The following is a 19856-nucleotide window of genomic DNA, read 5'->3' on the forward strand; positions in this document are numbered from 1 at the left end:
CTGACCATTCACCACCTCCTGGGGAGACCTGACCATGCCTGAGCTGTTCGAGCCGGTGACCATCGGCAAGTGGAACCTGCCCAACCGGGTCTTCATGGCACCCATGACCCGCAACCGGGCGCAGCCCGACGGGGTACCCAACGAGCACGCCGCCACCTACTACCAGCAGCGGGCCACCGCCGGCCTGATCATCACCGAGGGGGTGCAGCCCAGCGCCGTCGGGCAGGGCTACCCGAACACCCCCGGCCTGCACACACCCGAGCAGGTCGACGGCTGGCGGCGGATCGCCGACGCGGTGCACGCCGCCGACGGGCGGATCGTCGCCCAGCTGATGCACGCCGGCCGGATCGCCCACCCGGACAACAAGCACGGGCTGGAGACCGTCGCGCCGAGCGCCGTCACCGCCGACGGCGCCATGATCACGGCCACCGGTAGGCAGCCGTACCCGACGCCCCGAGCCCTGACCACCGACGAGCTTCCGCAGGTGGTCGACGAGTTCCGGCAGGCGGCGCGGTCGGCCGTCGACGCCGGCCTCGACGGGGTCGAGCTGCACGGCGCCAACGGCTACCTGTTGCACCAGTTTCTCGCCCCGCCGACCAATCAGCGCACCGACGGGTACGGCGGTTCGCCGGCCGCCCGTGCCCGGTTCGTCGCCGAGACGGTCACCGCCGTCGCCCAGGAGATCGGCCCGGAACGGGTCGGGCTGCGGCTCTCCCCGGCCAACGGCGCCAACGGGCTGGTCGAGGACGATCCGGCCGAGACCGCCGCCACCTACCGGGCGCTGGTCGACGCGATCGCCCCGCTCGGCCTGGCCTTCCTGCACCTGTCGATCGACCCGGCCGATCCGCTGCTCGCGGACCTGTCGGCCCGGTTCGGCGGCCCGGTCGTGGTCAACACCGGGTTCGCGACGGTCACCGACCGGGAAACCGCGCAGACCCTGGTACGTGGCGGGAGAGCGGCGGCCGTCGCGGTCGGTCGGCCGTTCATCGCCAACCCCGACCTGGTACGCCGCTGGCGTGAGCAGGCTCCGCTCAACGAGGTCGACCAGGCGACGGTGTACGGCGGTGACGCCCACGGCTACACCGACTACCCGTTCCTGGACGGCGCCAGCACCTCGGCCGACGCCGGATAGGCCCCGACGGCAGCACTGCGGCCCTGCGGGGCTCCGGTCTCGCGGCACTGCGGGTTCAACGGACAGGATGCCCGGGAATCCGGACAGGCCGCGACCGGGGCCTCGTCATCCGCCGCCGGCCCCGGCACCGTCATCGGTATGACCTCGAATCTGCTGCACCGCTGGCCGAGCGCGCTCGGCCTGGGGTGTGCCGTGCTGGTCCTGGTGGCCGGGGCCGGGCGTGAAGTCCTGGCGGTCGTGCTCGGTGTCGCCGTGCTCTGCTACCGGAATGCGGGCCAGTGCTCCGGCGTTCAGGCCGGGGGTGAAGGCCCGCGCTGGGAGGGCCGCCGGGCCCGAGCAGTGCCTTAACCGGGACGGTTCTGCTGCTCGATGTACTGCTTGATGACGATCAACGGTGCGCCGCCGACAGACCCGGCGAAGTACGAGCCGGACCAGAGTTTGTTGGCCCGGTAGTAGTGGTGGCGTGCCAGGTCGGGGAACTCCTGCCGGAGGCGGCGCGAGGAGACCCCTTTGAGGCTGTTGACCAGCCTGGCCACGGCGACCTTGGGCGGGAAGTTGACCAGCAGGTGGACGTGGTTGTGGCCGCCGTTGAACTCGACCAGTTCGGCCTCGAAGTCGGCGCACACGTCTCGCATGATCGCCTCCATCCGGGTCAGGTGCCGGTCGGCGAACACGTTGTGCCGGAACTTCGTCACGAAAACCAAGTGGACATGCATCGCGAAAGTGCAGTGCCTGCCGGTGCGGATGCCTCGAAGTTCGACCATAAACCAACATGATACAGTGATGGCCGTGCAGCTCCGTTACAACTACCGGATCACCCCGGACGCCGCCCAGCGCACCGCGCTGGCGCAGGCGTTCGGGTGCGCCCGGGTGGTTTTCAACGACGGACTCAGGCTGCGTCAGCAGGCCCGCGAGGCGGGCGAGAAGTACATCTCCGACGGCGACCTGTCGAAGTTGGTCATCACAGCGGCCAAGGCCAGCGAGGACCGGGCCTGGCTGGGTGAGGTGTCGGCCGTGGTGTTGCAGCAGGCCCTCGCCGATCTGAACACCGCGTACCGCAACTTCCTCAACTCGCTGTCCGGCAAACGCCGGGGCCGCAAGGTCGCCCCACCCCGGTACCGGTCCCGTAAGGACAACCGGCAGGCGATCCGGTTCACGAAGAACTCTCGGTTCAAGGTCCGTGACAACGGCCGCCTACGGCTGCCGAAGATCGGCGACGTTGCGGTGCGCTGGTCGCGCGGCCTGCCGTCGGATCCCACCTCGGTCACCGTGATCAAGGACACAGCAGGCCGGTACTTCGCCTCGTTCGTCGTGCAGATCGGCGAGGACGAGACGCTGCCGCCGGTCGACTCCGAGATCGGCATCGATCTGGGCCTGACCCACTTCGCGGTCATGTCCGACGGCACGAAGGTGACCGCACCGAAGTTCCTGCGCCGCGCGGCCCGCAAGCTCAAGCGGTTGCAGCAGGCACTCTCACGCAAGCAGAGGGGCAGCAACCGCCGCAGGAAAGCCGTGATCGAGGTGGCCCGCGCTCACGCGCGGGTAGCCGACACCCGGCGGGACTGGCAGCACAAGCTGTCCACGGCGATCATCCGCGAGAACCAAGCGGTGTACGTCGAGGACCTGTGCGTTGTTGGTCTCGGCCGGACTCGGCTGGCGAAGTCCGTGCACGATGCGGGCTGGGCCGCCTTCACCGGCATGCTGGAGTACAAGGCGGAGCGGTACGGGCGCGCGTTCGCCCGGGTGGACCGGTGGCTCCCGTCCACCCGGATGTGCTGCGACTGCGGCCGGATCAACGAGAAGATCGCGTTGAACGTCCGGGAGTGGGACTGCCCGTGCGGCAGTCACCACGACCGGGACATCAACGCCGCCATCAACATCAAGGCCGCCGGACAGGCGGACTTCAACGACCGTCGAGCGCACGTAAGACCGGGACTTGTCCCGGCGGCGCGCAGTGAAGCGGTGACCCACCCGGACGCTGCGTGTTCCACGCGCAGCGTGGAGGAATCTCCGTCCTTCTTCAGGGCGGAGAGGATGTCAACTCACCGCCGCCGCGACCCGGCGGCGCTGGATGGCCTGGGTAGGACTCGGCGCCGGCTCGGGGGTGGTCGCGGCGAGTAAGCTGACCGGCCTGCCGTGGTGGGCCGGCCTCGGCTTAGTCGCGGTGGTGCTGGTGGCCGGTGGCCTGGTCGGCGGTGTGCCGAGGGCGCCGCTCACCGCGCAGACGGTTGCGCTGCTCGGCTACGGGGGGCTCGCGGTCACCGCGGTGCTGGTCGTTCCGGCGGTCGGGATGGTGCTGGCCGGGCTGGCGTTGGCCGCGCACGGCGTCTGGGACGTCATCCACCACCGGCGTGACGAGGTGGTGCCCCGGTTGCTGGCCGAGTTCTGCGTACTGCTGGATGTCCCGTTAGGACTCGGCTTCCTGGCCCTCGCCGCCACCGGCACCGTTTCCGGCTGACCCAGGTGACCCAGGTGACCCAGGTGATCCGGCGGATCCGGCCAGGTCGTCCGCCGCACCGGTGCGGCTGCTGCGGTACGCGGCCCGGTAACCGGACGGGGTGATGCCGTACCGGTCCATGAAGGACTGGCGCAGCGCGTCGGTGGAGCCGAAGCCCGCACCGGGCGGCGATCGCGGCCAGCGGTAGCCGGCTGGTGACCAGCAGGTGGGCCGCCGCCTCGGTCCGTACGCCTCGGACGAAGCTGGCCGGGTTCTGCCCCAGGTGGGCGACGAACAGCCGGGTGAGGTGACGTTCGCTGACCGCCGCCCGGGCGGCGAGCGCCGGCACGCTCAGGTCGGCGTGGGGCGCGTCCCGGATCGCCCAGACCAGGTCGCGGACCAGGCTGTGCTCGGGGACCGGGGCGGCCAGGAACATGCTGACCTGGGCCTGGTTGGCCGGTCGTTGCAGGTAGGTGACCAGTGCGCGGGCGACGTGGCGGGCCAGCTCCGCGCCGTGGTCCTCCTCGACGAAGGCCAGAGCGAGATCGAGGGCGCTGGTGACACCGGCCGCCGTGGTCACCACGCCGTCGCGGATCCACAGCGGACGGGCGTCCACCCGTACGGCGGGGTGGCGGGCGGAGAGCTGGTCGGCGTACATCCAGTGGGTGGTGGCCCGCCGCCCGTCCAGCAGCCCGGCGGCGGCCAGCACCGACGCGCCGGTGCAGACCGAGGCGACCCGGCGGGACTCCCGGGCCAGCCGCCGTACGTGGGCGACCAGCCGGGTGTCCCCGGAGGCGGCGAGATGCCCCTCCCCTCCCGACACGATGACCGAGTCGAGCGGGCCGTGAAGCCGTTCGAGCGCAGCCTGGGCGTGCAGCGTCAACCCGGACTGGCAGCTGATCGGTCGCCCCGCCGGGGCGGCGACCACCAGCTCGTACGGCGGGTCCGCGCCCCGGTTGGCATAGTCGAACGTCGTCGTCAGGCAGGCGATATCCAGCAACTCGGCGTCCGGGTAGCCGATCACGGCCACCACCCGGGGCGGGGCAGCGCGGTGGCGGGTCACCTCACCAGCGTGCCGCACACCGGCCAGGGTGGTTCCGAGCCGTCACCCGGGCGGGCCGACGGTGACCGTTGCTGTGGCAGGCAGACACGAGCCGGTGTCGGCCGTCGCCCTGACCTGGGCTACGGCTCCGGCGCTGCCCGGTGCGGCGGTGATGGTGACCGGGTGTTCCGTGCTGCCGGGCCGGGTGACCGTCGGGGTGACGCTGACTCCGGGGTCGCCGGTCACCGTCAGGTGCAGCGCCGGGGTGGCGGCGCAGACGGTCACGAACGTCATGGTCGCTGAGCCACCGGCCGGCACCTCCACCTGCGACGGACAGGCGATCACCATCAGCGCCGGTGGCGGCGCGGCCTGGCTGAAGGTGATCGTCGCCGAGTCGGCGGTGTCCGCCGGTGAGACGGTGACGACCCGAGCGAAGGCGGTGTGCCGTGGGAAGCCGTCACTGGTGTCGCCGTCGCGCAGCGCCGGGTGGTCGGGTGGAACGTCGATGCCGTACGGGGCCGTCGTGTCGCTGCCGACGAGCTGGTCGTTGATGTGGAACTCGACCCGTTCGATCGTCCCGGTCTTGGTGCTGGCGTCGGCGGTCATCCGGATGGCGCAGACTGACACCAGGTAGCTGTTGTCGACCGGACTGGTCAGCGTCACCTCGGGTGCCGGCCCCGGCCCGGGTTGGTTGCCGTCGCACGGGTCGCCGTTGATGGTGCAGCCCGGATCCTGCGGTCGGTCGCCGGTCCAGGCACCGACGTATCCGATCTCGACCGATCTGCCGGCGGCGATGACGTTGTTCCACGTCGTCGGGGTGGCAGTGAGGGTTTTGCCGTCCAGGGTCCAGTTGGCGTTCCAGCCCTGCTGGACCGTTTCGCCGGCCGGCAGCGTCAAAACCAGTTTCCAGCCGGTGACCGCCGTGGCGCAGGTGTTGGTGATGGTGATGTCGCGGAAGACGCCACCGCTGTCCGGGCCGTTGTTCCAGTAGCTGCTCTCGATTGTCACCGTCAGGCATCCGGCACTGGTGGCGGCCCCGGCGGTCGTGCCGGCCGCGTGTGCCGGGGCGCTGGCCGCCGTCGTACCGCTGGTGGCGAGAAGTATCGCGGCGGCGACGCCGGCCGCGGCCCGCCACCACGCGGCCCGCCACCACGAGGTCCGTCGGCGGCTGCGGGGCACTTCATCGGTACGGTGACGCGTCGGTGGGGTGGACGACAACGACATGGGGGCTGGTCTCCCTTGATCCCAGGAACCCGTGCCGACCCAGCTGGGCCGGCAGGACGGACGGTCCCACAGTTGTCCGCCGGCCCAGGCCACTGTAGGCACCCTCATCGTTACATCAGTGACTGTCAATGTACAACGGGTGTGACGGCGCGCTGGGTATGGCCGCCCGGTGCCTGCCCCGAGCGTCGGGAACGTGGCTTACGCGGTATTTGCTCCCTATCTGACGGGACTCCGCGTCACTGACCGTCAACGGTGCAGAGTGGTGCCCACTCCGCTTATGTCGAGGTGAGGCTGACGCACGTCAAACCGCGGAGTAACGTGCGTCAGCCTCACCTCGACGCGAAGGTCCGATGTTGACCGCCCGTCCTGGCATTGGTGGTCACTGAGAGTGAAAGAGAAGCCGGGTAGGTAAGCCTGAGTTGGCCGTGCGGGTCTGACGAGGGCGGCGGTCTTGGTTGTAGTCCGAGCGCGGTGATCGGATGCGCGCCTTCTGGCAGGCGTCGGTATGTCGACTCGATGAAGAGCAGTGGATCATCGCCCGACGATGCCCTGACGAGACGCAGATAACAGGTCACCGGTGACCGGGAGAGGGGCCTACGGCTTGCGCATCCACGTCGCCGGATCGGTGACGAAGATGCCCTTGCCTTGGTGTCGGCGGATCACCTCAAGGGCTTCGAGTCGAATGTGCACCAGTTGCATGGTGGACGGGCTGACCGTGTAGATCTTGCAAAACTCGGCGATCGACGGCAGCTTGTCGCCGGGTGCGTACTTGCCTGCGCGGATGTCCGCCATGATCTCGTCGGCGATCCGCAGGTAGTCGGGCTTGGCAGGCATGGCGCTCCTGCTTGTCGAGGGCTCCTCGCGTGGCAACTCCAATTTGATCACAAGGAAGGTGCACGAGCAATGGAACTTGAGTTACTTGGCTTCCTCATATAAGTTGCTTCCTGCGGGCGCTCCTCGCGTGGCAACGATGGGGTGTTCGTGCACTGGTCGGGGCGGGGTGGTGGCGCGCGGCCTGCCCGCCCCGACCGCCCTACCCGAGCGGATCAGCGCCAAACCCGCCCGCACCAGCACCGGGAGCAGATCAGGCACAGCACCAGCGCGGCATCGCGTCGGCGGCACCGGCTGTCGGCGTACTCCTGACCGAAGGGGAACCCCGACGATGCGCAACCTTCTCCACCGGATCTTCAACCGACCAGGCCGGCGAGTAAACCCGGTGGTCGAGCCACCGCAGCACCGGCGGCCCCGCAACGCCGGAGTGTTCCGCCGGCCGCCGCTGCGGCCCCGGATCCACCCCGGCCAGGTCCGCGACCGCCGGTTCCGCGAAGTGCGGCGCGGCCTCGACCCTGCCGAGGTGTACGCCTTCCTGCACTACGTCGCAGAGGACCTGACCGCCCTGCGGGACGACCTGCGGCGCACCGACGACGAGAACCTGCGGATCAAGCTGGCGCTGCGCGAATGGCAGTCCGCCCAAACCCGGATGTACGCATGACCGCCGGGCCGCGTACCCAACTGGTGCTGACCGTCGCGAACCTGGACACCGGCGCGGTCGCCTCCACCAGCGTGATGCCCGGCGACATCGAGCCGGAGCCGGCACCGCACGGCGGCTGGGAGATGCCACTGTGGCCGGTGCGTGACGAGCTGGCGGCGCAGGTCAAGGTCGACCGGTCGACGCTGCGTGACCTGCGCTATCCGGACGCCGAGCGGGCCGCCGGGCTCGCGGCGGCGCACACCGGTCCCGGCCACCCGGCCTGGTCGATCCACTTCGGGCGTACGGTGGCTGAGCCGCCGGTCAGCGTCGACGAGTCGTTGGGCCGGCTGTGCGCGCTGGCCGACCTGCTCTGCCTCGACCTGGTCCTCGAGGCCCGGTGGGGGGTGTTCGCGGCCGATCTCAACTGGGACATCAGGTTCGAGACGCCCGGCGCGGCCGTGCCCCGTGACCAGCGCGGGTACGCCGCGAGCCTGCCCGCTGCCGTCGACGGTACCGCCGTGGCGGACGCGTTGGCCGGGCTGGCCGAACGGTCGTTGACCGCGCCGGCGCACTTCCTGCTGCCGGCGCTGCGGTCGGCGGCGCCGCCCGACGGGATCGACGTCGATCGGCTGGAGCGCCGCATCGTCCAGGACTGCGGTACGCCGCCGCCGGCACCGGCCAGCGCGGGGGAGTGGACCGCCGGGGCGCAGGCCATCTGGCGGGACCGCCGCTGGCACCACACGTCGCTGTGCCGGATCCCGGGCCCCCGGCCGGCGATCCCCGAACGGGCACCGGTGCTGCGCCGGACCTGGCAGCCGCCGCTGCCGCCGTGGCTCGGCGAGCCGATCCCCAGTGTGCCGTGCCCGGACTGTCACGCCACCGGCTGGCGGCATCCGGTGCTGACCTGTCGGCGGTGCGGTGGCCACGGCCGGCAGTTCGACGCTGCCGTCGTCACCGTCACCAATCTTCGGGACCGGGCGACGTACGTCGAGTGGCGGCCGAGCCGCACCACGAGCCCGGCCACCGGTGCGCCCGTCATCGCATCGGGTGGGCTGCCGGTGGCGCGGCTGCCGGAACGGTTCCGGCTGGGCCGGCTGGCCGGGGTGTTCGGCGTACGGCCGGTGGACCTGCTCGACCTGACCGGCGAGCGGGTGGTCCCGCAGGAGCTGCGCGACGGGGTGGTGCCGGTGCTCGGCGACGGGCCGGACCCGATCCGGCGGTACCTGCGGGCTGCCGCCGCCGGCCGACCTGGTGCCCGCCTGCTGGTGCACGCCACCGACTGGGCCGAACTGCCGGCGTTCGACGCGTTCGCTGCGCTGGTGGTCGGGCTCGGTCTGGCGCTGCGGGTGACCGCGCGGGACATGCGGCCGTACGTCGACGATCCGATGGTGGTGTACGACCTGCTCTGGGGCGTCGAGGCGTTGCCGGTGACCAGCACTGCGGCCGGCGGGACGAACCCGGCCGGTGGAAAGGAGCAGGTGGATGAGCTGGGGCAGGTGGATGAGCTGGAGCCGGTGGACGAGCCGTTGAGCCGCAGCGTGCCGCAGGCGATCGGCTGCTGCCTGCGCTACCTGGAGCTGGCGGTGGTCGAGTCGCTGCCGGCCGACCCGGCGCGGCCGATCCCGGTGCCGCAGCAGCTGGCGCCGCCGGTCGTGCCGGACATCGTCGGGCAGCTCACCGAGCTGGCCGCCGCGCACGCCGGGCAGGTGGTGGCCGCGCATCTGGACCAGGTCGGCTGCCGATTCTGGGTCGCCCCGAGCCGCTGACGCTTGATGCCACAGGTGCATCTTGATGCACCTGTGGCATCAAGCTGAAACTCGTACCTGCCCCGGGGAGGGTCCGGAGTTGGGCGGTTCAGGCGGATTTGCGGTCAGCGGTCTTCTTCGCGGCGGTCTTGCGGGCACCTGACTTCTGCGTACCGTCGGTTTTCTGACCGGTGCTCTTTGCGGCGGCCTTGCGGGCGTCGGTCTTCTTCTCCGGCTGGGCCTTCTTGGCGGTGGTCCTCTTCTGGTCCGCGGACGCTGCCTTCTTCGCCGGGGCTGTCTTCCTGGCCGGGGCCGCTTTCTTCGCCGCCGGAGCGGCGGCGGCCTTGGCCGACTTGGCGGACGTGATCGGGGTCGGCTCGGCGGGCTCCCGGTCCTTGCCAGCAGCCTCGTCCGAAGCTTCGCCAGCGGCTTCCCCGCGCGCCACCCGGGCCCGTTCGACCGAGGCGCGCAGTGCGGCCATCAGGTCGACCGCGGCGGCCGGTGCCTCCTCTTCCTCCTCCGGGGCGACGATCTCCCGGCCCTCCACCTTGGCGTCGATGACCTCCTGCAGTGCCGCCCGGTAGTCGTCGGTGTACTCGTCCGGAGCGAACTCGCCGGCCATCGAGTCGATCAGCGAGGCGGCCATCGCCAGCTCCGGCGGGCGGACCTGGATGTCGTCGTCGAGGAAGCCGAACGATGCCTGGCGGATCTCGTCCGGCCAGAGCATCGTGTTGAGCACCAGCACGTTGTCGCGTACCCGCAAGGTGGCCAGCTGCTCGCGTTGCCGGATCGCGACCTTGACGATCGCCACCCGGTCCGAGTCGGCCAGCGCGTCACGCAGCAGCACGTACGGCTTGGTCGCGGTACCTTCCGGCTCCAGGTAGTAGGCCTTGTTGTAGAGCATCGGGTCGACCTGGTCGGCCGGCACGAACTCCAGTACGTCGATCGCCCGGGAGGTGCTCAACGGCAGGTCGGCGAAGTCCTCGTCGGTGAGGATCACCATCTCGCCGCCGCCGAGGTCGTAGCCCTTGGCGATGTCGTCGTAGCTGACCTCCTCGCCGTCGACCGAGCAGACCCGCTTGTACCGGATGCGCCCGCCGTCCTCCCGGTGCACCTGGTGGAACCGGATGTCCTTCTCCTCGGTGGCGGAGTACAGGCGTACCCCGATCGACACGAGGCCGAACGACACCGCGCCTTTCCAGATCGCGCGCATGGCTGATCCCCTTCGCCACCACCGGCGGCCGCCGACCTGTCCCGCCCTTCCCCAAGGTCAAGATCGCCAGGTCGGCCCGGTGTTGATCCAGGATCGCATCCGACAGAACTGAGCGCGACCACTTCGTTGCTGGTTTTACAGTGGCAGGGTGCCGGGTGGACCGCTGCGGCCGATGCTCGCGACGACCGGGGAGCTGCCCACAGGCCCCGGCTGGTGGTACGAGTTCAAATGGGACGGCGTGCGCGCTTTAGCCGATATATCCGGCGGGGGGCAGCGGCTGTACGCCCGGTCCGGTGCTGAGATCACCATCGCCTACCCGGAGCTGTCCGGGCTGCCCCGCGCCCTGGACGACGCCCTGCTCGACGGGGAGATGGTGCTGCTCGACGCCGCCGGCCGGCCGTCGTTCACCCTGCTCGCCGAACGGATGCACGTACGGGACCCGGGGCGGGCGGCCCGACTGGCCGCCGGTGCGCCGGCCACGTACATGATCTTCGACCTGCTGCGGCTGCGCGGCGCCGACCTGACCGGCTGGCCGTACCACGACCGGCGGCACGCCCTCGAAGCGCTCGGGCTGGCCGGGCCGGCGTGGGCGGTGCCGCCCAGCTTCACCGACGGGCCGGCGACCCGGGCCGCCGCCGCCGAGCACGGGCTGGAAGGCGTGGTCGCCAAGCGGCGCGACGCGATCTACCGGCCGGGTGCCCGCAGCCCCGACTGGGTCAAGGTGAAAATCGAGCTGACCCGGGACTTCGTCGTCGGTGGCTGGCGTCCCGGGGCCCGCCGGATCGGTGGGCTGCTGGTCGGCGTACCGGTGCGGGACGCGGCCGGAGTGGCGACCGGCGCACTGCGGCTCACCGGCCGGGTCGGCGGCGGGATCGGCTCGGCTGCCGAGCGGGCCCTGCTGGCCGCGTTGGAGCCGCTGCGCACCGACATGTCGCCGTTCGACGCTGCGCTGCCCCGGGAGGACGCCCGCGGTGCGATCTGGGTACGCCCAGAGGTGGTGATCGAAGTACGGTACGGCCAGCAGACCCCGGACGGGCGGCTGCGGTTCCCCCGGTTCATGCGGATCCGCCCGGACGTGCCGGCCACCGACGTCACCGAGGAGGACGCCGATGCGGGCTGACCGCGGTCTCGGCGCGGGCGAGCGCCGGATCCGGGTGGACGTCGCCGGCCGGTCGCTGGAGCTGTCCAACCTGGACAAGGTGCTGTACCCGGCGGCCGGGTTCACCAAGGGCGAGGTGATCGACTACTACACCCGGGTCTCCGGTGCGCTGCTGCCGCACCTCGCCGACCGGGCGCTCACCCGGATCCGCTACCCGAACGGCGTCGACGGCCAGTTCTTCTTCGAGAAGAACGCCCCGGCCAGCACCCCGGACTGGGTGCGTACCGAGCGGCTGCCGACCCCCGGGTCGTCACGGGGCCGCGACGAGCTCGACTTCGTGGTCGCCGACGACCTGCCCACCCTGGTCTGGCTGGCCAATCTGGCCGCGTTGGAGCTGCACACCCCGCAGTGGCGGGTCGGCGCAGACCCGGACCTGCTGGTCGTCGACCTCGACCCGGGAGCACCCGCCGGGATCGAGGAGTGCTGCGCGGTCGCGGTGCTGATCCGCGACCGGTTCGCCGACGACGGCATCGCCTGCTTCCCGAAGACCTCCGGCCGCAAGGGCATGCAGCTCGGCGCGCCGGTGTCGGCCGGGCAGCCGGCCGACGTCGTCTCCGGCTACGTGAAGCGGGTCGCCGAGGAGCTGGAACGCCGCTCACCGAAGACGATCACGTCGAAGATGGCCAAGCGGCTGCGCCCCGGCCGGGTCTTCATCGACTGGAGTCAGAACCACGCGGCGAAGACGACGGTGGCGCCGTACTCGCTGCGGGCCGGCCCGGTGCCGGCCGCCTCCGCGCCGCTGACCTGGCCGGAGGTGGAGGCCGCGGCGGCCGGCGAGCCGGGCGTCGTCCGCCAGTTCACCGCCGCCGAGGTGCTGGACCGGCTCGCCGAGTACGGCGACCTGCTCGCCGACCTGCTGACCGTCGGGCCGCCGGTCCCGGACCGCCGACAAGGGTCAGGGTAGGGCCGGGCCGAGGACGTCGTCGGCGTCGACGATCGTGTACGCGTACCCCTGCTCGGCGAGGAACCGCTGCCGGTGCGCGGCGTACTCGGTGTCGATGGTGTCCCGGGAAACCACGGTGTAGAAGTGCGCCTGCCGGCCGTCGGCCTTGGGGCGCAGCACCCGGCCGAGCCGTTGTGCCTCCTCCTGCCGGGAGCCGAACGTGCCGGACACCTGGATCGCCACCGCCGCCTCCGGCAGGTCGATGGAGAAGTTCCCGACCTTGGAGATGATCAGCGTGGGGATCTCACCGTTGCGGAACGCGTCGAACAGCCGTTCCCGCTCCTTGTTGGTGGTGGAGCCCTGCACGATCGGCGCGCCCAGGAACTCGCCGAGCTGGTGCAGCTGGTCGATGTACGCCCCGATGACCAGCACCTGGTCACCGTGGTGCCGGTCGACCAGCGCCTTGACCACCGGCAGCTTGGTACGCGCGGTGGCCGCCGCCCGGTACCGCTCCTCGGTCTCGGTGACCGCGTACCCCATCCGTTCCGCGTCGGTGAGGGTGACCCGCACCTCGACGCATTCGGCCGGGGCGATCCAGCCCTGCGCCTCGATGTCCTTCCACGGCGCGTCGTAGCGTTTCGGCCCGATCAGCGAGAAGACGTCGCCTTCCCGGCCGTCCTCGCGGACCAGGGTGGCGGTCAGGCCGAGCCGGCGGCGGGCCTGCAGATCGGCGGTGAACCGGAAGATCGGCGCCGGCAGCAGATGCACCTCGTCGTAGATCACCAGGCCCCAGTCGCGGGCGTTGAACAGGTCAAGGTGGGTGAAGGCGCCCTTGCGGCGCGAGGTCAGCACCTGGTACGTGGCGATGGTGACCGGGCGGATCTCCTTGCGCTCGCCGGAGTACTCGCCGATCTCGTCGGCGGTCAGCGAGGTGCGGGCGACCAGCTCCCGCTTCCACTGCCGGCCGGCGACCGTGTTGGTGACCAGGATCAGGGTGGTCGCCTTGGCCTCGGCCATCGCGGCCGCACCGACCAGCGTCTTGCCGGCGCCGCAGGGCAGCACCACCACTCCGGAGCCGCCGGCCCAGAACTGCTCGACCGCCTCCTGCTGGTAGGAGCGCAGCGACCAGCCGGGACGCCCGTCGGCGCCGGCGGTGTCCAGCTCGATCGGGTGCGCCTCGCCGTCGACGTAGCCGGCCAGGTCCTCGGCCGGCCAGCCGAGCTTGAGCAGGCCCTGCTTGAGCCGGCCCCGCTCGGACGGGTGCACCGCCACCGTGTCGTCGTCGATCTTGTCGCCGAACATGCCGGCGAGCTTCTTGCTCTTGGTCACCTCGGTCAGCACGGCCCGGTCGGTGGTCCGCAGCACCAGCCCGTACGCGGGGTCGTTGGCCAGCTGCAGCCGGCCGTACCGGTCCATGGTGTCGGCGACGTCGACCAGCAGCGCGTGCGGTACCGGGTAGCGGGAGTACTTCAGCAGCGCGTCGACGACGCTCTCGGCGTCGTGCCCGGCGGCGCGGGCGTTCCACAGGCCGAGCGGGGTGAGCCGGTACGTGTGTACGTGCTCGGGCGAGCGCTCCAGCTCGGCGAACGGGGCGATCGCCATCCGGCACGCGGTGGCGTCCGGGTGGTCGATCTCCAGCAGCAAGGTCTTGTCCGACTGGACGATCAGTGGTCCGTTGTTCACTGTCGGTATCCCCCTTCTGGCCGACCCACCAGTCTCGCACGCGACTGCCCGGCCCCGGGCGGCCCCGGTGACCGACGCCACTGTCGGAGTGACGATCGTTGCGTACCTGGTGAATATCGCAACCTCAGCGGCGGCTGCGGCGTCTTACACCACGACGGCTGTCCCGCTCAGGGCAGCGTCACACTGGCCGGTGCCGACGGACGCGTTCGATCCGCACCGTGACCCGTCCGGGCCGGAGAGGCAGCCCGGGGAGCGGCGACGCGGGCGGAGCAACGGGGGCGAGCGGTCCGCACCCGTGCGACGGCCGGGTGGTGGCCACCGGCTGCTGGCGACTCTCCAGCGAGCAGCCGGCGGCCACCACCTCAGCGAGCCGGGGTGAGCCCGACGCCGGGGGTGTACCGCACCGGGACCGGGTCGATGATCTCGCCGATGAACCGCCCGTCCAGGTGGTCCAGGAAGCCGATCAGTTGCCAGCCGTCCTGGTCGGCGTCGGGTACGAGGCGCGGTGCGTACAGGCCGGGGCGGGTGAACGGCTGGGCGGCGGCGACGTCCCACGGGCCGGTGGTGGCGGGGCCGGGCACCACCCAGATCTGGTCGGTGGCCGCGCCCCGGGCCGGCGACACGGCGTTGTTGGTGCAGAACAGCAACAACGGCTGTCCGTCGATCACCACCACCTGCGGGACCTCCAGGTGCCCGAACCCCGCTGGTACGGACAGTGGTGCCCGTACCTGCCAGGTGATCAGATCGTCCGAGGTGGCGTGCCCGATCACGCCCCGGGTGTCGGTCGGCCCGGTGGCGGACCGGGCGGTGATCAGCATGTGCCAGCCCGCACCCGTCGGATCCGGGAAGACCCACGGGTCGCGCCACGCCTGTTCGTACCAGGCGTCCCGGTCGAGCAGTTCGTACCAGGTCGGGTCGGCCTCGACCAGCGGTTCGGTGCCGTGCCGGTGCCAGGTCATCAGGTCGTCCGAGACGGCCAGGCCGATTCGCTGCACCAGCCCCTGCTCGGCCCGGCTGACCCCGGTGTAGAAGAGGTACCAGCGGCCGTCCGGACCCCGGACGGTGCTGCCGGTCCAGGTGGCGAGGTCGTCCCAGGCGGGTGCGTCCGCCGGGACCAGCGCGTCGGCGACCAGCCGCCAGTTGCGCAGGTCGGTGGAGACCGCGTGGCCGATGCTGGCGCGGTGGTGCCGTCGGTGCGGGTCGCCCAACGCCCGGGAGGCACGCAGGAAGAAGACGTGCCAGCGGCCGCTGTCGTCCCGTGCGTACCAGCTGTCCCACACCCAGTGATCCGGTAGCCGAAGCATGCCGGAAACCTAGCAGTGAATCGGTTTAGCGCCAAATCTGTGTCGCTACCCGGCGTGCTGGGACGGACCTCCAGGGGCCGGCCGGCGTCGCTGCTCAGCCGCCGTCCGCCGGTGCGGCGATCGACTTCCGGCGATGCAGCGGCATCGGCACCACGCACCGCTCGGTGGATTCGCCGTCGAGCAGGATCTCCACCGCCCGCTGGCCCATCCGCTCGTGCGGCAGCGCCGCCGTGAACAGACCGGGCCGCAGCCAGGTGGCGATCGGGTCGTCGTCGAACGAGACGACCGAGATGTCAGTGGGCACGGTCAGCCCGGCGTCGGCGATCGCCTGGTACGCGCCGAAGGCGAGGCGGTCGTTCATGCAGATCACCGCAGTGGGTGGGACGGCTCGGGCGAGCAGGGTGCGCATCGCGGTGTAGCCGTGCTCGGGCAGCCACTCCCGGCAGAACGGCTCGGCGTAGAGCGTGGCGTCGGCGGCCGACAGAGCGTGCCGGATACCGAGCAGCCTGGCCTCGGCGGCCAGCGACACCTCCGGGTCGCGTTCCTTGAGGCGGTTGCGCCCGATCAGCGCGATCCGTTGCCGGTGGCCCTGCTTGAGCAGGGCTTCGGTGACCGCCCGACCGGCCAGTTCGTCGTCCGGCAGCACGCACGGCAGGTTGTCCGGGCTGGTGGCGTTGAGCAGCACCACCGGGCCGCCCAGGATGGCCGGCGGCACGGTCAGCCGGCGGGTGGCCATCGCGGCGTAGATCACCCCGTCGACCTGCCGGTCCAGCATGGCTTCGATCGCGTACCGCTCGAACTCGGCGTCGCCCTGCGTCTCGGTGATCAGCAGTACGTGGTCGCGCTCCCGGGCGGCGTCCAGCGCCCCCCGGATCAACCCACCGGCAAAACGGGTAGTTGCCACGATGTCGGATACGAAGGCAATCGTGGCGGTTTTCCTGGTCCGTAGGCTTCGTGCGGCGACGTTCGGGCGGTAGCCTAGTTCTTTGGCGGCGGCGAAGACCCGCTGGTGCGCCTCGACGGAGAGGCGCGTTCCCTCCCGTCCGTTCAGCACCATCGACGCGGCGGTCTTGGACAGGCCGGCTCGGCGGGCGACATCGGCCAAGGTGGCCCGGTTTCGCGCCGTTGCTCCTCTTGATGAGGGTTCACTGTCCACCGCACTGCCTCCGCCGGTCATGCCCATGCTCCATCATGCGATGCCGCCCCGGGTCCGGGGCAGGCGGGTTGACCCGCCACCTGTGAACGAGCCGTTTCCGGACCGTTGCCAACTGGTCCTTGACAGCAACGAGCTTCGCGCAGCATGCTCTGCTAAATCAGTTTAGCTGGACTATCCGCCCAGGCCACTCGCGGGCGGAACCCCAGCGCGACGGTGCACCGCAGCCGTCGCAGGCGAAAACATCACGAACCGCTGCGCCGCGTGGGATCGGCGGGGCGGCGACAACTCAAGGAGTCCCGAGATGCGTAGATATGCGCGGAAGCTCCACGCCGGTCGCCCGGCGCTGGCGCTGGCGCCGCTGATGGCGGCCACCCTTGCCGTCACCGCCTGCTCGGCCCCGGGTGCCGACCCGGTCACCGAGGACGGCGGTGACACCGAGGTCAGCACCGAACTGGGCAGCGACCCGATCACCCTGGAGATGTACGCCGAGACCGGCTTCCCGCTGGCCAAGGCGCTCGCCGACGAGTTCAGCAACCAGTACCCGAACGTCACGTTCAACGTGCGCGAGGACCAGTTCACCGTCATCGTCGAGAACGCCCCCCGGGTGCTGGCCGGCGACAACGCGCCGGACATCATCCGGCTGCCCACCATGATCGACCTGGTCTCCGACGGCCTGCTGAAGAACCTCGACCCCTACTTCGACGCGTACGGCTGGGACAGCTTCCCCGCCTCGCAGCTGGAGCAGCTGCGGATCTCCGACGACGGCACCCGGGGCAGCGGCTCGCTCTACGGCATGGGCCTCGGCTACAGCGTCACCGGCGTGTTCTACAACAAGGAACTCGCCGAGCAGGTCGGGATGACCGAGCCGCCGGCGACCATCGCCGAGTTCGAGGAGCTGCTCGCCGCGGCCAAGGACGCCGGCATCCAGCCGATCATGCAGTTCAACCAGGACACCGCCGGAATCAACTTCCCGCACCAGGCGCTGCAGAACCAGTACGGCGACCCGCAGGAGATCGCCGACTGGATCTTCCAGAAGGAAGGCGCCACCTTCGACACGCCGGCCGCGCTCAAGGCCACCCAGACCATCGAGAAGTGGGCCCAGGCCGGCTACTTCCCGGCGGACGCCAACGCCATCGACTACACCGCGATGATGGGCCAGTTCCAGGAGGGCAACGGCCTGTTCATGTTCAACGGTGACTGGGAGTCCGGCAACCTGGACACCAACATGCCGGGCGAGGTCGGCTTCTTCCTGTTCCCGGGGGAGACCGCGGGCGCCTCGCACGTGGCGATGTCCGCCCCGAACACCTTCGGGGTCGGCGCCAAGGCGAAGAACCCCGACGCCGCCGCCTTCTTCCTGAACTGGGTGCACACCAACGAGAAGGCCCGGGAGATCTCGGTGCAGGTCGGTGGCTCCAGCCCCGGCGGCCCGGCCGATCTCGAGGTGCCGACCGCGGCCGAGGGCACCGTCCTCGCCCAGACCCTCGCCGCCAGCGGGCAGCTGGCCGAGGAGAACGGCGCGGTGGACTTCACCGCCAACGCGACCGGCTCGATCTTCGCCTCGGCGATCACCCCGGAGCTGCAGAAGCTGATCGTCGGCGAGCAGACCCCGGAGGGGTACGTGCAGGCGGTCCAGGCCCAGTACGAAGAGGAACTGTCTCGATGACGCTGCCCGCTACCGGCAGCACGTCACCCGCGCGGGCCCACCGGAACCGGTGGGCCCGTTCGGGCCGCTGGTCCGGCTGGTTGTGGGTGGTGCCGGCCCTGGTGATGTACGTGGTCTTCGTGGTCCGCCCGTTGACGCTGACCTTCCAGTACTCGCTCTACGACTGGAACGGCATCGGCGTCGCGCGGTGGGCCGGGCTGGACAACTACCTCACCGTCTTCACCGACTCCGACCTGCTGAAGATCATCGGGAACGCGTTCGTGCTGATCATCTTCTTCAGTTTCGTCCCGGTCGGGGTCGGGTTGCTGGTGGCCAGCCTGGTCCGGCGGATGGCCACCGGCCTGTTCGGCACCGCCGTACGGACGATTCTGTTTCTCCCGCAGGTCATCCCGCTGGTCGCCGCCGGCATCGCGTGGAGCTGGCTGCTCTCGTCGTCCGGCGTGGTCAACCAGGCGTTGCGCGCCGTCGGCCTGGGCGGGCTGGCCCGGCCGTGGCTCGGTGACTTCGACACCGCCCTGCCGTCGGTCGGCATGATCGGCGCCTGGGTCTCCCTCGGCCTGTGCACCATCCTGCTGATCACCGGCATCGGCAAGATCGATCCGAGCCTGTACGAGGCGGCCCGGATGGACGGCGCCGGCCCGGTCCGGGAATTCGTCGCGGTCACCCTGCCCGGCCTGCGCCGCGAGATCGGCGTCTGCCTGACCGTGACCGTCATCGCCGCGCTGGCCAGCTTCGACATCGTCTACATCTCCACCAGCGGCGGGCCCGGATACCAGACCACCGTGCCGGGCCTGGAGATCTACCGGCTGGCGTTCGCCCAGCGGCAGGTCGGTCTCGCCTCCGCGCTGGCCATCGTGCTGATGGCGCTGGTGCTGCTCTGCGTACTGCCGATCCAGCGTCTGACCCGGGAGGAGAAGGGATGAGGCTCAGTCGCAGTGAGCAGGTGACCGGACGGGTCTTCCTGATCCTGCTGGTCCTGGTCACCCTGCTGCCGTTCGTGAGCATGCTGTCGGCGGCGCTGCAACCCCGCGGCACGGTGCCGACCGGGCTGACCTGGCCGTCCGACCCGCAGTGGGGCAACTTCGCCGACGCCTTCACCGTGGCCAACATGGGCGCGCTGCTCAAGTCCAGCGGCCTGATCGTCGCCGGGGTGGTGCCGGTCGCCGTGGTGATCGCCACCATGGCCGGCTTCGGCCTCGGTCACCTGAAGATCCCCGGCGCCCGGTTCGTCTTCGTCTTCTTCCTGCTCGGCCTGACCATGCCGTTCGAGGCGGTGATCACTCCGCTCTACTACCAGATCCAGGACTTCGGTCTGCTGAACACCCGGTGGGCGATCATCCTGCCGCTGATCGGGCTCTTCATGCCGTTCGGCGTGTTCTGGATGCGGACCCACTTCATCAACGTGCCGGCCGAGTTGTCCGAGGCCGCCCGGGTCGACGGCAGCAGCACCTGGCAGCTGTTCTGGCGGATCCACCTGCCGCTGGCCCGGCCGGCGATCGCCTCGCTGACCATCCTGCTGTTCCTCTGGACGTGGAACCAGTTCCTGCTGGCCATCGTGCTCGTCGACGACGGCACCAAGCGGACCATGGCCGGCGCGCTCGGCGCCTTCCAGGGGCAGTGGGGCACCGACCAGGTGCTGCTGTGCGCCGGGTCGCTGCTGATCCTCACCCCGACGCTGATCGTCTTCCTGATCTTCCAGCGTCAGTTCATCAAGGCCCTGCTGCAGGGCTCGGTGAAGGGGTGA

18 protein-coding genes are annotated in these 19856 nt (G+C 70.7%); 10 read left to right on the forward strand and 8 right to left on the reverse strand.

Annotation, left to right across the window (positions count from 1 at the left end):
- Positions 1-34 precede the first annotated feature (34 nt).
- Positions 35-1132, forward strand: a complete 1098-nt coding sequence (locus tag O7621_RS07585) for an alkene reductase (RefSeq protein WP_282233361.1) — start codon at positions 35-37, stop codon at positions 1130-1132.
- A gap of 138 nt (positions 1133-1270) precedes the next feature.
- Positions 1271-1480, forward strand: coding sequence for a hypothetical protein (locus O7621_RS07590; protein ID WP_282233362.1), 210 nt, complete (start codon positions 1271-1273; stop codon positions 1478-1480).
- On the opposite strand, the gene tnpA is transcribed toward O7621_RS07590, so the two are convergent.
- Positions 1477-1896, reverse strand: coding sequence for an IS200/IS605 family transposase (gene tnpA / locus O7621_RS07595; protein WP_282233363.1), 420 nt, complete (start codon positions 1894-1896; stop codon positions 1477-1479). The genes O7621_RS07590 and tnpA overlap by 4 nt on opposite strands.
- Before the next feature lie 19 nt (positions 1897-1915).
- On the opposite strand from tnpA, the gene O7621_RS07600 reads away from it, so the two are divergent.
- Positions 1916-3253, forward strand: coding sequence for a transposase (locus tag O7621_RS07600; protein ID WP_282233364.1), 1338 nt, complete (start codon positions 1916-1918; stop codon positions 3251-3253).
- A gap of 215 nt (positions 3254-3468) precedes the next feature.
- On the opposite strand, the gene O7621_RS07605 is transcribed toward O7621_RS07600, so the two are convergent.
- The 3 genes from O7621_RS07605 to O7621_RS07615 form a co-directional block, all read right to left on the reverse strand.
- Positions 3469-4632: a DJ-1/PfpI family protein gene (locus O7621_RS07605; RefSeq protein ID WP_282233365.1), complete on the reverse strand. Its 1164-nt coding sequence runs from the start codon at positions 4630-4632 to the stop codon at positions 3469-3471.
- A gap of 42 nt (positions 4633-4674) precedes the next feature.
- Positions 4675-5790 (reverse strand): cellulose binding domain-containing protein, encoded by a 1116-nt coding sequence (locus O7621_RS07610; protein ID WP_282233366.1) that lies wholly within the window; start codon positions 5788-5790, stop codon positions 4675-4677.
- A gap of 639 nt (positions 5791-6429) precedes the next feature.
- On the reverse strand, positions 6430-6669 hold the full coding sequence (locus O7621_RS07615) for a winged helix-turn-helix domain-containing protein (protein ID WP_282233367.1): 240 nt from the start codon (positions 6667-6669) through the stop codon (positions 6430-6432).
- 328 nt (positions 6670-6997) lie between these two features.
- On the opposite strand from O7621_RS07615, the gene O7621_RS07620 reads away from it, so the two are divergent.
- Entirely contained in the window at positions 6998-7327 is a 330-nt protein-coding gene (locus O7621_RS07620; RefSeq protein WP_282233368.1) for a DivIVA domain-containing protein, read from the forward strand.
- Positions 7324-9072 (forward strand): hypothetical protein, encoded by a 1749-nt coding sequence (locus O7621_RS07625; protein ID WP_282233369.1) that lies wholly within the window; start codon positions 7324-7326, stop codon positions 9070-9072. The genes O7621_RS07620 and O7621_RS07625 overlap by 4 nt, the downstream gene beginning before the upstream one ends.
- Positions 9073-9160: 88 nt before the next feature.
- Here the strand turns inward: O7621_RS07625 and O7621_RS07630 are convergent, their stop codons facing one another.
- Positions 9161-10264 carry a Ku protein gene (locus tag O7621_RS07630; protein ID WP_282233370.1) on the reverse strand — a complete coding sequence of 368 codons (1104 nt, stop codon included), beginning with the start codon at positions 10262-10264 and terminating at the stop codon, positions 9161-9163.
- Positions 10265-10412: 148 nt separating this feature from the next.
- On the opposite strand from O7621_RS07630, the gene ligD (O7621_RS07635) reads away from it, so the two are divergent.
- Together ligD (O7621_RS07635) and ligD (O7621_RS07640) are read left to right on the forward strand one after the other, a co-directional pair.
- On the forward strand, positions 10413-11384 hold the full coding sequence (ligD, locus tag O7621_RS07635) for a non-homologous end-joining DNA ligase (protein WP_282233371.1): 972 nt from the start codon (positions 10413-10415) through the stop codon (positions 11382-11384).
- Entirely contained in the window at positions 11374-12327 is a 954-nt protein-coding gene (ligD, locus tag O7621_RS07640; RefSeq protein ID WP_282233372.1) for a non-homologous end-joining DNA ligase, read from the forward strand. Before ligD (O7621_RS07635) ends, ligD (O7621_RS07640) begins: the two co-directional genes overlap by 11 nt.
- Here ligD (O7621_RS07640) and O7621_RS07645 read toward each other — a convergent pair.
- The 3 genes from O7621_RS07645 to O7621_RS07655 form a co-directional block, all read right to left on the reverse strand.
- The gene (locus O7621_RS07645) at positions 12319-13989 is read right to left on the reverse strand and encodes a DNA repair helicase XPB (protein WP_282233373.1); all 1671 of its coding nucleotides are present in this window, start codon (positions 13987-13989) and stop codon (positions 12319-12321) included. The genes ligD (O7621_RS07640) and O7621_RS07645 overlap by 9 nt on opposite strands.
- A gap of 362 nt (positions 13990-14351) precedes the next feature.
- Positions 14352-15293, reverse strand: coding sequence for a glycoside hydrolase family 68 protein (locus O7621_RS07650; protein ID WP_282233374.1), 942 nt, complete (start codon positions 15291-15293; stop codon positions 14352-14354).
- A 94-nt stretch (positions 15294-15387) separates the two neighbouring features.
- Positions 15388-16476: a LacI family DNA-binding transcriptional regulator gene (locus O7621_RS07655; RefSeq protein WP_348775290.1), complete on the reverse strand. Its 1089-nt coding sequence runs from the start codon at positions 16474-16476 to the stop codon at positions 15388-15390.
- Positions 16477-16750: 274 nt separating this feature from the next.
- Here O7621_RS07655 and O7621_RS07665 point away from each other — a divergent pair, with 274 nt between their 5' ends.
- The 3 genes from O7621_RS07665 to O7621_RS07675 are packed head-to-tail and all read left to right on the forward strand — an operon-like array spanning position 16751 to position 19856.
- Positions 16751-18112, forward strand: a complete 1362-nt coding sequence (locus O7621_RS07665; RefSeq protein WP_282233375.1) for an extracellular solute-binding protein — start codon at positions 16751-16753, stop codon at positions 18110-18112.
- Positions 18109-19035 carry a sugar ABC transporter permease gene (locus O7621_RS07670; RefSeq protein ID WP_282233376.1) on the forward strand — a complete coding sequence of 309 codons (927 nt, stop codon included), beginning with the start codon at positions 18109-18111 and terminating at the stop codon, positions 19033-19035. The genes O7621_RS07665 and O7621_RS07670 overlap by 4 nt, the downstream gene beginning before the upstream one ends.
- Entirely contained in the window at positions 19032-19856 is an 825-nt protein-coding gene (locus O7621_RS07675; protein WP_278173432.1) for a carbohydrate ABC transporter permease, read from the forward strand. The genes O7621_RS07670 and O7621_RS07675 overlap by 4 nt, the downstream gene beginning before the upstream one ends.

It is taken from the genome of Solwaraspora sp. WMMD937 (genome assembly GCF_029581175.1).
Taxonomy (GTDB): Bacteria; Actinomycetota; Actinomycetes; order Mycobacteriales; family Micromonosporaceae; genus Micromonospora_E.